Source organism: Luteimonas sp. e5, from assembly GCF_054031035.1.
Genome location: NZ_JBSTRX010000003.1, coordinates 529,922 through 543,334, shown reverse-complemented (window position 1 = coordinate 543,334; position 13,413 = coordinate 529,922). Strand labels below are relative to the sequence as shown.

At 67.9% G+C, this 13,413-nt stretch carries 9 protein-coding genes; 1 reads left to right on the top strand and 8 read right to left on the bottom strand.

What is annotated here, in order from left to right:
• From ACW11F_RS11620 to ACW11F_RS11600, 5 genes are all read right to left on the bottom strand, one after another.
• Nucleotides 1–2,015: DUF5979 domain-containing protein (locus ACW11F_RS11620; RefSeq protein ID WP_456997081.1), on the bottom strand; the 2,015-nt coding region annotated here is incomplete at its 3' end.
• 210 nt (nucleotides 2,016–2,225) lie between these two features.
• Nucleotides 2,226–3,140, bottom strand: a complete 915-nt coding sequence (locus ACW11F_RS11615; protein ID WP_456997079.1) for an alpha/beta fold hydrolase — start codon at nucleotides 3,138–3,140, stop codon at nucleotides 2,226–2,228.
• 22 nt (nucleotides 3,141–3,162) lie between these two features.
• The gene (locus ACW11F_RS11610; protein ID WP_456997078.1) at nucleotides 3,163–4,179 is read right to left on the bottom strand and encodes a 3-oxoacyl-ACP synthase III; all 1,017 of its coding nucleotides are present in this window, start codon (nucleotides 4,177–4,179) and stop codon (nucleotides 3,163–3,165) included.
• A gap of 84 nt (nucleotides 4,180–4,263) precedes the next feature.
• Nucleotides 4,264–4,575: a DUF4156 domain-containing protein gene (locus ACW11F_RS11605; protein ID WP_456997077.1), complete on the bottom strand. Its 312-nt coding sequence runs from the start codon at nucleotides 4,573–4,575 to the stop codon at nucleotides 4,264–4,266.
• A gap of 130 nt (nucleotides 4,576–4,705) precedes the next feature.
• Nucleotides 4,706–7,552, bottom strand: a complete 2,847-nt coding sequence (locus ACW11F_RS11600; RefSeq protein ID WP_456997076.1) for a M16 family metallopeptidase — start codon at nucleotides 7,550–7,552, stop codon at nucleotides 4,706–4,708.
• Nucleotides 7,553–7,703: 151 nt separating this feature from the next.
• On the opposite strand from ACW11F_RS11600, the gene trmL reads away from it, so the two are divergent.
• Nucleotides 7,704–8,168, top strand: coding sequence for a tRNA (uridine(34)/cytosine(34)/5-carboxymethylaminomethyluridine(34)-2'-O)-methyltransferase TrmL (gene trmL, locus ACW11F_RS11595; protein WP_456997075.1), 465 nt, complete (start codon nucleotides 7,704–7,706; stop codon nucleotides 8,166–8,168).
• 31 nt (nucleotides 8,169–8,199) lie between these two features.
• Here the strand turns inward: trmL and ACW11F_RS11590 are convergent, their stop codons facing one another.
• Genes ACW11F_RS11590 through ACW11F_RS11580 form a run of 3 tightly spaced genes read right to left on the bottom strand, consistent with a single transcriptional unit; the run spans nucleotide 8,200 to nucleotide 13,405 of the window.
• Complete coding sequence (locus tag ACW11F_RS11590) at nucleotides 8,200–8,826, bottom strand: TetR/AcrR family transcriptional regulator (protein ID WP_456997074.1); 627 nt, start codon at nucleotides 8,824–8,826, stop codon at nucleotides 8,200–8,202.
• Nucleotides 8,823–10,232 (bottom strand): efflux transporter outer membrane subunit, encoded by a 1,410-nt coding sequence (locus ACW11F_RS11585; protein ID WP_456997073.1) that lies wholly within the window; start codon nucleotides 10,230–10,232, stop codon nucleotides 8,823–8,825. Before ACW11F_RS11585 ends, ACW11F_RS11590 begins: the two co-directional genes overlap by 4 nt.
• Nucleotides 10,229–13,405, bottom strand: coding sequence for an efflux RND transporter permease subunit (locus ACW11F_RS11580; protein WP_456997072.1), 3,177 nt, complete (start codon nucleotides 13,403–13,405; stop codon nucleotides 10,229–10,231). Before ACW11F_RS11580 ends, ACW11F_RS11585 begins: the two co-directional genes overlap by 4 nt.
• Nucleotides 13,406–13,413: the final 8 nt, after the last annotated feature.

Sequence of the window (13,413 nt, the reverse complement as noted above, 5' to 3'; positions counted from 1 at the left end):
AGCACCGGCACCGGACCACCACCGATCGGCGTGGCCGGCGTCAGCACCGTGCCGGTCACCTGGCCCGGAGTCACCGGCGCACCGTTCAGCGTGTCGTTGCTGTACGCATTGCCCGCGCTGCCACCGCTCGCACCGTTCACCGGACCGAACACGTCGTCCGTCGCAACGATCGGCGCCGCAGCCACCACCACCGCGGCAGTCGCCGTGTCGCAGTTGCTCGGGTTCAGCACCTCGCAGATCGTGTACGGGTACGTATACGTCCCCGCCGGCGTGCCCGCCGACACCGTGATCGTGCCGTCCGGGTTCATCACCAGGCCCGTGTGCGGGCTGGTCCCCGGCGTCAGCGTCACCTGGGCCGGCACCACCGGCGAGCCGTTCAAGGTGTCGTTCACCAGCACCGACGTCGTCGTGCCGCCCGAGCCGCCATTGATCGGCGCACCCGAGAAGTCATCGTCCACCGCGTCGATCACCGGCGCGCTCACCGTCACCGTGATGCTGGCCGTGTCGCAGTTCGTCGGGTTCAGCACTTCACAGATCTGGTACTCGATCGTGTAGCTGCCCGCCGGCGTGCCCGGCGGCACCGTCACCTCGCCCGTCGCCGGATCCAGCACCGGCACCGGGCCACCACCGATCGGCGTCGCCGGCGTCAGCACCGTGCCGGTCACCTGCGCCGGATCCACCGGCGCACCGTTCAGCGTGTCGTTGGCATACGCGTTGCCCGCGCTGCCACCGCTGCCACCGTTCACCGGACCGAACACGTCGTCCACCGCGTCGATCACATTGATCGCGTTCCCACCATCCGTACCGGTGTTGTTGCCCGGGTCCGGGTCGGTCTCGCTCGGCGTCGCCGTCGCGCTGTTGCTGAACGCACCGTCCGCGGTGATCGTGCCCGTCACCGCGATCGTCTCGGTCGCACCCGACGCGATCGAGGCGATCGTGCACGGCATCGCCGTGCAGGCGCCTGTGAACACCAGGTTCGACAGGTTCGTCGGCGTATCCGTCACCTCAACATTCGTCGCCGGCGACGGACCCGCATTGCTCACCGTGATCGTGTAGCTGACCGTCTGCCCCACCACGTACGGGCCGGCCGTGTCCAGCACCTTGGTCACCGACACGTCCGCCACCGCCGTCGGCGTCGTCGTCTCGGTCAGATCATCGCCGGTCGTCGTCGGGTCGGTTTCGTTGCCCGACGCCGCCGTCGTCGTGTTCGTGTACTCGCCGCTGGCATTCACCGTCGCGGTGATCGCAAGCGTCGCCGACGCACCGTTGGTCAGGCCGCCGATCGTCCACACGCCCGTACCGCTGTCATACGTGCCCACGCTCGCGTTGTGCGACACGTAGGCGTAGCCCGACGGCAGCTGGTCGGTCAGCGACACGCCCGTCGCATCCGACGGCCCGTTGTTGGTCACCGCAAGCGTGAACACCACGTTCGATCCCACCGCCGGGGTCGCGTTGTCCACCGTCTTGGTCGTGACCAGATCGGCGTGAATCGGACTCAACGGGTTGATGATCGTCGCGGCGTTGTTGGCCGAACTCACCGGGCCGCCGAGTTGCGTGTAGGTTTCAGTGCCCCATGCGTATCCGGTCGGAGCGGCGGCCTTGCTGGTTTCGGCCAGGGTGCAGCTGCTGCCGCGCGGGATGTTGACCATGGCGGTGCCGGTGGTGGCATTCGTCAGGCTGATCGTGCCCGGATAGGTAGCCGTGCCGCAGGTGAAGGTGAAGCCGAAATCGCCGCTGACGCCACCGGCGGGGGCGCCGGTCACGTTCTTGGTCACGGTGACCGGCTGCAGGACGCGGTTGCTGACCTCACTGCTGTTGTTGCCTGGCGTGCTGTCGACGACGTCGGCTGGCGGCGCCACGGTCGCGGTGTTGGTCGCACACCAATCCGGGTTGGTGGTGTTGGGGCAGGAAACCTGCGCTTGGGCCGCGAGCGGAGCCAGTGCGATGAAGGCAAGGCCCGCCCAGACAATGCGCCGCGCGCGACCCATGATGGTCTCAGTCAGTTTGCCAGACACTCATGCCCCCTCATGTATTTCAGTAGTCCGGCGACTCGTACGGCTTGGGCCGCCATGCATTGACGGCACTGCCCTTGTTGCGCGCACGCACGATTGCCTTCATTCTCAGTTCACGGGCAAATTGTGCCATGGTTCACATTCATGGATGTGAAAAAAGCCTCACCATGGCAGCCTTGGCTGCCTCCGGCAGAAAAACGGTTGTTCAACGCCTCAGGAGGCGTACCCCGGCGCATGGTGATCCAGGAACTCGCGAATCACCTGCGGCAGATCTTCGCGCCGATCTTCGAGCACGTAGTGCCCCGCATCGGTGGAGGCATGGACTTCGGCCTGCGGCAGGACGCGGGTGAAGCCGGCAAGAAAGTGGCGGTCGAACACGAAGTCGCGCAAGCCCCAGGCAATCAGCGCCGGACGGTCGGCGTAGTCGGGCAGACGGGCTTCGGCGGCCTTGAGCAACGGCCAGGCGCGATCGCGCGCATCCAGCGGGATGTCCTGCATGAAGCGCAGGGTGGCGATGGCCTCGCGCCAGCCGTCGTAGACGGCGCTGTAGCCGCGCTTGACCGCCGGCTCGAGGATGCGCACGGTGCCGAACGCGGCCGCACCGCGCGCAAACAGGTTGAAGCGGCGAATGAGCCAGCCACCCAGGCGCGAGTGGCGGCCCATGGCGATCTGCCACGGCATCGGCTTGGCTGCGGGCAGCGGGAATGCGGCGGTGTTGGTGATGACCAGCCGCGCCACCCGCGCCGGATCGCGCAGTGCCCAGCCGAAACCGATCATGCCGCCCCAGTCGTGCACCGCCAGGGTCAGCGGGCCGCTGATGCCCAGATGGCGCAGCAGCGCATCCACGTCGTCGATGCGCGATTGCAGGGTGTAGTCGTAGCGCGGCGATGCTTGCGGCGCGTCGTCCGGGCGGTCGGACAGGCCCATGCCGACATGGTCGGGCACGATGCAGCGGTAGCGGTCACGCAGCGCCAGCACCAGGTGCCGCCAGTAGAAGCTCCATGACGGATTGCCATGCAGCATGAGCACAACCTCGCCATCGCGCGGGCCTTCGTCGAGAAAGCTCATGCCGATGCCGGGGCGCACCTCGAAGCGCTGCGGCTGGAACGGGTAATCGGGCAGTTTCATGCGCCGGGGCGCCGCGCGACGCTTACCAGACCACTTCGGACATGGTGCAGTTCAGGCCCGAACCGATGCCGAGCAGGGCAATCCGGTCGCCCTTGCGCAGACGCCCGGCCTCCTTGAGCTTTGACAGCACGATCGGCACCGATGCCGGCCCGATGTTGCCATGTTCGCGGAAGATGGTCATGACTTTCTGTGGATCGATGCCGAACGTCTTGATCAGGGTCTGGGTATGCACCTTGCTGACCTGGTGGATCACGAACTGGTCCAGCTCATGCACCGCCCAGCCCATCACCTGGCGCGCCGCGTTGAAGGTCTTCTGCGCCAGTTGCATGCCCTGGATCAGCAACTGCTTGGTGTCGGTGACCATGCGATCGAGGTTGCCGCGGCACAGGGTGTTCCATTCGGTGGCCGAACGCGTCACGCCGCCCTTGTAACGCGGTGCGTCCGGATGCAGGTCGGCCCGCGCCAGCACCATGCCGGCGGCACCCGAACCCAGGGTCAGGGTGGCCAACTCGTTGCGGAACTCGTCCTCGGTCGCGTCCGGGCGCAGCATGCGCTCGATGGTCTTCTCGTAGGCGAGGTCGGCGGTTTCACCATCGACCACCAGTGCGTAGTCGATTTCGCCACGGTCGATCATGCGCGCGGCCATGTCCATGCCGTTGATGAAGGCCAGGCAGGCATTGGCGACGTCGTAGTTCTGGCAGGTGTCGGGCGCCTCCAGATTGCCGGCGACGATGCTGGCGGTGGAGGGCTCGAGGTAGTCGCGACTGACCGAGGTGCTGACCAGGAGGCCCAGCTTGTCGGCACCGATGCCGGCATCGCGCAATGCCTTGCGCCCGGCCTCGGTGGCGGCATCGGAAGCCAGCTTGTCCCCGCCCCACAGGCGGCGCGCATGGATGCCGGCGATGTCGCGCAGCACGTCGACACGAATGCCGAAACGGTCGAGTGCGGGCTTGAGCCGCCGATTGATTTCCTCCGAGCTCAGCTCATGCGGGGCATCCACATGGGCGAGGCCGGCGATGGCGACGTTTTCGAACAGCATGGCGGGGCCACTCTGGAACAGGACAAAGACCGTCCATTTTAGCCGGTTTCATGCTCTCCGGGCCGATGCGCAACAGCGGCTCGTTCAGCGTGCGCAGCGCCAGGCGGCGAAACGCTGTTTGCCGTCCGCGGGCGGGCTGAGCGGATGGATGTCGGTGGCCGGCATCGCGGCGGCCTGATTGCGCGCCAGGGTTTCCAGCTCGTCACTGACCTTGATCGCGTTGCGCCGGTACAGGGCGACCTTGTCGGTGACTTCGACATCGATCTCGCCCAGCTTCTCGCAGCCCGCCGGCGCCGCGCGCAACACGCGCACCTGCTGCGCCTCGGGCTTGATCGGCACCCAGGTGCAGGCGGCGAGGGTGAAGGCGGCAAGCAGTGCGGTGGTGGCAATACGCATGGGGGCTCCATCGCGAGGGGGAAACGACGATGCCCGCCATTGTGGCGGGCATCGCGTGCGAGGGGAACCTCCCGCCTGAACGGCAGGCACCTCGTGGTCAAGGTCGCCGCTGCGGGCGACCCGAGCCGGATCAGGACTTGCCGACCGGCTTGCCGTCGGCATCGAGGATGACCACGTCGCCAAAGTCCAGTGCACGCACCGGCGCTTCGATCTGCTTGAGGTCGCCGACCACCACCCAGACCAGCTTGTCCGGGGCGAACGCGCGCGCCGCGGCATTGGCCTGCTGCGGGGTGAAGGCCTCGACTTCGGCATTGCGCAGCTGCACCCAGTTGTCGGGCCGGCCGTAACGCACGATGCCGCCGATGGTGCCCATCACCGCACGCGCGGTTTCGTAGGCGCCGGGCTGGCTGCGCACGTCGTTGTTGACCACCTTGGTCACTTCTTCGGCACTGGCCGGTGCCTTGCCGGTGGCGTATTCGGCGAATTCGCGCCGCATCTCCAGCATCGCCTCGGCGGTCTTGTCGATCTGCACCGGGGCGCTGGCGATCCACGGGCGCTGGCCGAGGCCGTTGACCAGCGAGGTGCGCGCGCCATACGACCAGTGCTTGTCCTCGCGCAGGTTCATGTTCAGGCGCGAGGTGAAGCTGCCGCCGAGGATGTCGTTGGACATGCCGAGCTTGACCGCTTCCGGGTCGCGGGTGGAGGGCATCACCTGGCCGGCCATGATGTTGGCCTGCACCGCGCCGGGCTGGTCGATCAGGTACACCGTCGCCTTGTCCGGGCGCGTCACCTGCGGCAACGGCTTGGCCTTGGCCGCCGGGCCTTCGCCCTTCCAGTCGCCCAGGTGCTTGTTCAGCAGCGGCACGATCTCGTCCATGGTGGTGTCGCCGACCACGATCAGGGTCGCGTTCTCCGGACGCAGCCATTCGCGCTGGAAGGCGAGCAGGTCGTCACGGGTCAGCGCGTTGATCGCCTCCTCGGTGCCGCTGCCGGTGAACGGGATCGCGTAGGGATGGCCTTCGCCGTACAGCAACGGCGGCAGCACGCGCATCGCCACCGCGCTCGGCTGCGCCTTCTCCTGGGCGATGCTGGCGATCCACTGCGCACGCACGCGGTCGATGTCGGCCTGGTTGAAGCGCGGCTTGCGCAGCATGTCGGCGAACAGCGCCAGCGACGGGTCGAGATTGGACTTCAGTGCAGACATGAAGGCGTTGCCGCCATCCAGCGCCGCACCCGCGCCAAGCTGGGCGCCCAGCGATTCGGCGCGCGCCTTGAACGCCAGCGAGTCGAGCTCGCCGGCGCCCTCGTTGAGCATGCCCATGGCGAAGCTGGCACGGCCGAGCTTGCCGCCGGCGTCCGAGGCATAGCCGCCATCGAACTGGTAGCTCATCTGCACCACCGGGATGTCATGCCGCTGCGCCAGCACCACGGTGCTGCCGTTGGCCAGCTTGCCGCGCTGCAGCGCCGGGAACACCAGGTCGGGGAACTCGTCCACGCTGGGCACGCCTGTGCTGCGGTCGATGGTGCTGGCGGTGGTCGTGTAGCGCGCATCGGCCTTGGGCAGCACGAACGGCGCCGGTTCGGCACTCGGCTCCTCCTGCAGCGGCGTGCGCTCGCCCGGCAGCACCACGAAGGTGTGGCTGGGCGCGCCGAGCCAGCGCTGCGCGGCCTGGCGCACGCTGCCCGGGGTGGCGGCATTGATCGCGGCCAGCGCCTCCTCCATGCAACCCGGATTGTTCTCGAACACGGTGCAGGCGGCGAGGATGTCGGCCTTGCCGCCGAAACCGCCGATGCGCTCCATGCCGCGCACCACGCGCGCGTTGTAGGCGGTGCGCGCCTGTTCCAGCTCCTCGCTGGTGGGGCCGTCCTTGAGCAGCCTCTGCAGCTCCTCGTCGATCACCGCTTCGACCTTGGCCGGGTCCACGCCCTGCTTGACCATGGCATTGATCAGGAAGCTGCCACCCAGCTGCGAGCTGTAATTGCCGGTCGCCACGCCATCCACCAGCTTGTCCTGGTACACCAGCCGGCGATCCAGTCGCGAGGTGGCGCTGCCGCCGAGCACCGCACTGAACAGATCCAGCAATTCCTCGTCGCGATTGCCGCGCGCGGCCACGTTCCACACCCGGCGCACCATCGCCTGCGGCACCTTGTCCTGCATCTCGGTGCGCCCGGACTGCTTGAGCGGCGCCGGATCGACCTTGGGCTGGGCCATGCTCGGACCGGCCGGGATGTGGCCGAAGTAGCGCGCCACCTTTTCCCGGGCGGTGGCGAGGTCGATGTCGCCGGCCAGCACCAGCACCGCGTTGTTCGGGCCGTACCAGGCGCGGAACCAGTTCTTGACGTCATCCAGCGTGGCGGCGTTCAAGTCGTTCATCGAGCCGATCACGGTGTGGTGATACGGGTGCCCCTTCGGATACATGGTGCGGGTGACGGTTTCCCAGACCTGGCCATAGGGCTGGTTCTCGCCCTGGCGCTTTTCGTTCTGCACCACGCCGCGCTGCTCGTCCAGGGTCTTCTGGTCGATCGCGCCGAGCATGTGACCCATGCGGTCGGACTCCATCCACAACGCCATGTCCAGCGCGGTGGTCGGCACGTTCTGGAAGTAATTGGTGCGGTCGGTATTGGTGGTGCCGTTCATGTTGGTGGCACCGGCCTGTTCGAACGGGGCGAAATACTCGCCGCGATGGTTTTCCGAACCGTTGAACATCAGGTGCTCGAACAGGTGCGCGAAGCCGGTGCGGCCCGCGGGCTCGTCCTTGCTGCCGACGTGATACCAGACGTTGACCGCGACGATCGGCGCCTTGCGGTCGGTGTGCACCACCACCCGCAGCCCGTTGGGCAGGGTGAAGGTTTCATACGGCAACTTCACTTCAGGGGCGGCCTTGGCGGCGAGCGCGGGGGCGGCGATCAGCCCACCAAGGGCGGTGGACAGGGCAAGGGCAAGGGCGGCGGCGCGCGGTGCACGGAGTCGGTTCATGGGTCCATCCGGGTTCGGGAAAAGCCCGATGCTAACTGCTGACCATGGCCGCGGCATGGGTCGGAAGTCACCACGGACAGGCCCCGCCTTGAGCGCCCTGCAGGTGGCGCGCATGATGACGCGGCCGCCCTTCCCTCCCAGCCTGCCCGCCATGTTCCACGTGATCCTGCACCAGCCGGAAATCCCGCCCAATACCGGCAACGTGATCCGCCTGTGCGCCAATACCGGCGCGCGGCTGCATCTGGTCGAGCCGCTGGGCTTTTCGCTGGACGACAAGCTGTTGCGTCGCGCCGGGCTGGATTACCACGAGTACGCTGAGCTGCGCGTGCATGCGGATCTTGCCGCGGCCCTGGCGGCAGTCGCCCCGGGGCGCGTGTTCGCGCTGTCCACCCGCGGCACGCGGCGCCATGACGCCGTGCAATACCAGCCCGGCGATGCCTTCGTGTTCGGCAGCGAAACCGCCGGTCTGCCCGAGGCGGTGTTGCAATCGGTACCGGCCGCGCATCGAGTGCGCCTGCCGATGCGCCCGGGCCAGCGCAGCCTCAACCTGTCCAACGCGGTGGCGGTGCTGGTATTCGAGGCCTGGCGCCAGCAGGGGTTTGCCGGCGCGCAATGAGCACGGGCCGCGTGGCGCGGCCGGCCGCCGGTTATTCGCCCATCAGCCGCGGCAGGGCATCGGTCAGGGCGTCGCGCAGCAGGTCGAGGGCGAGCTCGGGCTCGCGCACCTGACGCGACTTCAGCCCGTCGATCAGCGCGCGCATCAGCAGTACCCGGCTCGCCAGTTTCTCGCGCGGCACGGCGAAGCCGCCCGCCTCGCGCGGCATGGCCAGCAATTGGCCGAGCGCCGCGTCGATGCGTGCATCGAAACGTTGCATGGCTTCGGCGATGACCGGGTCACGGCTGGATTCGGCGGTGATTTCCAGCACCAATGCCGGTTCCAGCATGTGCCCGTCACGCTCCGCATCGCGCTCGCGGAAGGCGTCGAGGAAGCTCGATATCGGATCCTTGGCGGCACATTCCAGGCGCTGGATGTCATCGGCCAGCAGCTCCATCTGGCGGCCGACGATGCCATGGATCAGCTCCGACTTGCTGGCGAAGTAGCGGTAGATCAGCCCCGGGCTCATGCCCGCGGTTTCCGCGATCGCGGCCATCGAGGCGGCGTGGAAACCGCGCTCGGTGAAGCAGCGCTGGGCGGCGTTGAGGATGCGGTCGCGCTGCGCCTGCGCATGTGCATCACGCGACTTGCCGGTGGCGGCAGCCAATCCGGCGCTCATGGTGCACCCGCCTCGACGCGCCAGCCGCCGCCCATGGCGCGGTACAGCGCGATGCGGTTGGCCTGCTCGGCCAGGCGCAAGCCAAGCAGGGCCTGGGTCGCGGCATAGCGCATGCGTTGTGCGTCGAGCAGGGTCAGGTAGCTGTCACGACCGGCGTCGTAACGCGCGCGCGACAGGCGCTCGGCCTGCTCGGCGGCAGCCAGCAGGCGCTCGGCGGCAGCGCGTCGCTCGGCCAGCACCTCGCTCTGGCTCAGGCCGTCGGCCACTTCGCGGAAGCCGCCCTGGATCGCCTTTTCGTACTGCGCCAGCGCGATGTCGCGATTGGCGGTGGCGACTCCGAGCCCGGCGCGCAATGCACCGCCCTGGAAGATCGGGATGTTGATCTGCGGCACGAAGCGCCAGAAGCGCGTGCCGGCATCGAACAGGCCGGAGAACTCGTTGCTGATGCTGCCGGCCGCGCCGGTCAGGCTGATCGAGGGAAAGAACGCCGCACGTGCCGCACCGATGTTGGCATTGGCCGAACGCAGCAGGTGTTCGGCGGCCTGGATGTCGGGGCGACCGAGCAGCAGTTCCGAGGACAGGCCGGCCGGCAGCGGCGGCATCGCCACCAAGCCGTCTTCCAGGCCCTGCGGCAGGTCGGCTTCGACCAGTGGCGCGCCGGTGATCAATTGCAGCGCATTGCGATCCAGCTCCACCTGACCGCGGTAGCGGGCCAGGTCGCCGCGCGCGGTTTCCACCTGCGTGCGCGCCTGCGCCAGTTCCAGCCCGCTGACCGCGCCCAGCTCATGCCGGCGTTCGGTCAGGCGCAGCGATTCCTCGTAGGTGGCCAGGGTGTCTGCGGCGACTTGCATCAGGCTCTGGTCCGCGGCCAGGGTCAGCCACGCCTGCACGGTTTCGGCGACCAGCGCGATCTGCGCCGCGCGGCGGTTTTCCTCCTGCGCGAAGAACTGCTGCAGCGCCGCTTCGCTGAGGTTGCGCACGCGCCCGAACAGGTCCAGCTCGAAACTGGCCAGGCCAAGCGAAGCGGTGTACGTCTCGCTCACCGGGGCATCGCCGCCGGTACGCTCCATGCTGGCATTGGCGCCCACCGCCGGCAGGCGCTGCGCGCGGGCGATGCGGTACTGCGCACGGGCACGCTCGACATTGAGCATCGCCACGCGCAGGTCGCGGTTGTTGTCCAGTGCCCTGGCCACGCTGCGCTCGAGACGCTCATCGACCAGCATCTCGCGCCAACCCACGTCGGCGACATCGCTGCCTTCGGCGCGCACCCCTGAGGGCTGTGCCGGGATCGGCCAGTTCGCCGGAACTTCGGACTGTGCTGCCGGCAGCGCCGGCTCCAACGTGGCGCAACCGGCGCCGGCCAGGGCCACGGCCAGCGCCGCGGCCAGTCGCATCTGCCTGGTCATGCTTCGTCTCCTTCCGCGGCAGCGGCCGCAGCGGCGAGTTCCGCCTCGGTGCGTGGCGTGCGCCGGATGAACAGGCGCACCACCACCATGTAGAACAGGGGAATGAAGAACACGCCCAGCGAGGTGCCGATGATCATGCCGCCGAGCACGCCGGTGCCGATCGCGCGCTGCGCGCCGGAGCCGGCACCGCTGGCAATCGCCATCGGCAGCACGCCGAAGCCGAACGCCAGCGAGGTCATCACCACCGGACGCAGGCGGTCGCGTACCGCGTGCAGGATCGCATCGATCAGGCGCGCGCCCTGTTCGTAGTACTGCTTGGCGAATTCGATGATCAGCACCGCGTTCTTGCTGGTCAGGCCGACCGAGGTCAGCATCGCCACCTGGAAGTAGATGTCACGCTCCAGCCCGCGGAACATGGTGAACAGCACCGCGCCGAGGATGCCGATCGGCGCCACCAGCAACACTGCGGTGGGCACGCTCCAGCTTTCGTACAGCGCGGCCAGGGCGAGGAACACGATCAGGATCGAAAGCGCGTACAGCAGGCCGGTCTGGCTGCCGGCGGCGCGTTCCTGATAGGACTGGCCGGTCCATTCCAGGCCGACGCCATCGGGCAGCTGCGCCACCAGACGCTCGATCTCGGCCATCGCATCGCCGGAGCTGACCCCGGGCTTGCCTTCGCCCTGCACCGCCAGCGAGGAGATGCCGTTGAAGCGCTCCAGATTGGGCGAGCCGTATTCCCAATGCGCCGTGCCGAAGGCGGAGAACGGCACCATCTGGCCCTGATTGTTGCGCACCGACCAGCGTTGCAGATCTTCGGGCAGCATGCGGTAGGGCGCATCGGCCTGCACGAACACGCGCTTGACCCGGCCGCGGTCGATGAAGTCGTCGATGTAGCGCCCGCCCCAGGCGGTGGCCAGGGTGTTGTTGACGTCGGCGATCGACAGCCCCAGCGCCTGGGCCTTGGCATGGTCGATGTTCAGGCGCAACTGCGGCTCGTCTTCCTGCCCACTGGGCCGCACATTGGTGATCAGCTCGCTTTGCTGCGCCATGCCGAGGAACTGGTTGCGCGCGGCCATCATCGCGGCATGGCCGAGGCCGCCATTGTCCATCAGGTTGAAGGAGAAGCCGCTGGTGCTGCCCAGGCCCTGGATCGCCGGCGGCGACATCGCGAACGCCAGCGCGTCCTTGATCCCCATCAGCCCGCCCATCGCGCGTTGTGCGATGGCCGCGGCACCGGCATCGGCGCTTTTGCGCTCATCCCAGTCCTTGAGCTTGATGAAGCCCATGCCGGTGTTCTGGCCGCTGCCGCCGAAGCTGAAGCCCTGCACGGTGAACACCGATTCGATGTGCTCGGCTTCGTTCTGCATGAACTGCTGTTCGACCTGCTCGATCACCTTCAGCGTGCGCTCCTGGGTGGCGCCGACCGGGGCCTGGATGATGGTCATCAGCACGCCCTGATCCTCGTCCGGCAGGAAGCCGCTGGGGGTGCGCAGGAACAGCAGGCCGGCAGCCACGCCCAGCGCCAGATAGATCAGCATGAACCGCGCCGGGCGGCCAAGGATGCCGCGCACGCCGCGCTGGTAGCGGTCGCTGCCGGCATCGAACTTGCGGTTGAACCAGCCGAGGAAGCGGCCGATCGGGCCACGTCCATGCTGGTGGCCTTCGCCCTTGTCGATCGGCTTGAGCAGAGTCGCGCACAGCGCCGGGGTCAGCACGATCGCGACCAGCACCGAGAACGCCATCGCGGTGACGATGGTGGCGGTGAACTGGCGGTAGATCACGCCGGTGGAGCCACCGAGAAAGCCCATCGGCACGAATACCGCGGCCAGCACCACGCCGATGCCGATCAGCGCGCCGGTGATCTGGTCCATGGATTTCTTCGCCGCTTCCTTGGGCGAGAGCCCTTCCTCGCTCATCACGCGTTCGACGTTCTCCACCACCACGATGGCGTCGTCGACCAAGAGGCCGATCGCCAGCACCATCGCGAACATGGTCAGCATGTTGATCGAGAAGCCCAGCGCGTACAGCACCGCCATGGTGCCCAGCAGCACCACCGGCACCGCGATGGTCGGGATGATGGTCGCGCGCAGGTTGCCCAGGAACAGGAAGATCACCAGGAACACCAGCAGCACGGCTTCGGCCAGGGTCTGCATGACGCCCTTGATCGAGACCCGCACGAACGGGGTGGTATCGAACGGCACCACCACGTCCAGCCCGGCGGGGAAGTAGGGCTTCATCCGCTCCAGTTCGGCGCGCACCGCATCGGCGGTATCCAGCGCGTTGGCGCCGCTGGCCAGCATCACCGCCATGCCGCTGGCCGGCTGGCCGTTGTAGCGGCTGGAGAAGGCATAGCTTTCCGCACCCAGCTCGACCCGGGCCACGTCACCCAGGCGCAGCGCGGCACCGTCGGTCTGGCTGCGCAGCAGGATGTCGCGGAACTGCTCGGGGGTCTGCAGGCGATCCTGCCCGGTGATGGTGGCATTGAGCTGCTGGCCATCGATGGCCGGCGTGCCGCCGAGCTGGCCGACCGCAACCTGCGCGTTCTGCGCCTGCAGCGCGCTGGTGATGTCGGCCACGCTCAGGCCATAGGCGGCCATGCGGTCCGGATCCAGCCAGATGCGCATCGCGTACTTGGTGCCGAAGGCCTGGGTGCCGCCGACGCCCGGCACGCGGGCGATGCGGTCAACCACCGAGCTGGACACGTAGTCGCCGATGTCGCGCGCATCCATGCCGCCATCGCGAGAGACGAAGCCCAGCACCATCAGAAAGCCGCTGCCGCTCTTGCTCACGGTCACGCCCTGGCGCTGCACTTCCTGCGGCAGCAGCGGCATCACCGATTGCAGCTTGTTCTGCACCTGCACCTGCGCGGTATCCGGGTTGGTGCCGCTTTCGAAACTCAGGCTGATGCCGGCAGTGCCGTTGGACTGGCTGTTGGCGGACATGTACATCAGCCCGTCCAGACCCTGCAGGCTCTGCTCGATGACCTGGGTCACCGAGTCTTCCACCACCTGCGCCGAAGCGCCGGGGTAGGAGGCGTTGATCGTCACCGTGGGCGGGGCGATGTCCGGATAGCGCTCGACCGGCAGCTGGGTGATCGACAGCGCACCGGCCAGCATCAGGATGATCGCGATCACCCAGGCGAAGATCGGGCGATCAATGAAGAAACGTGCCATGGGAAAAG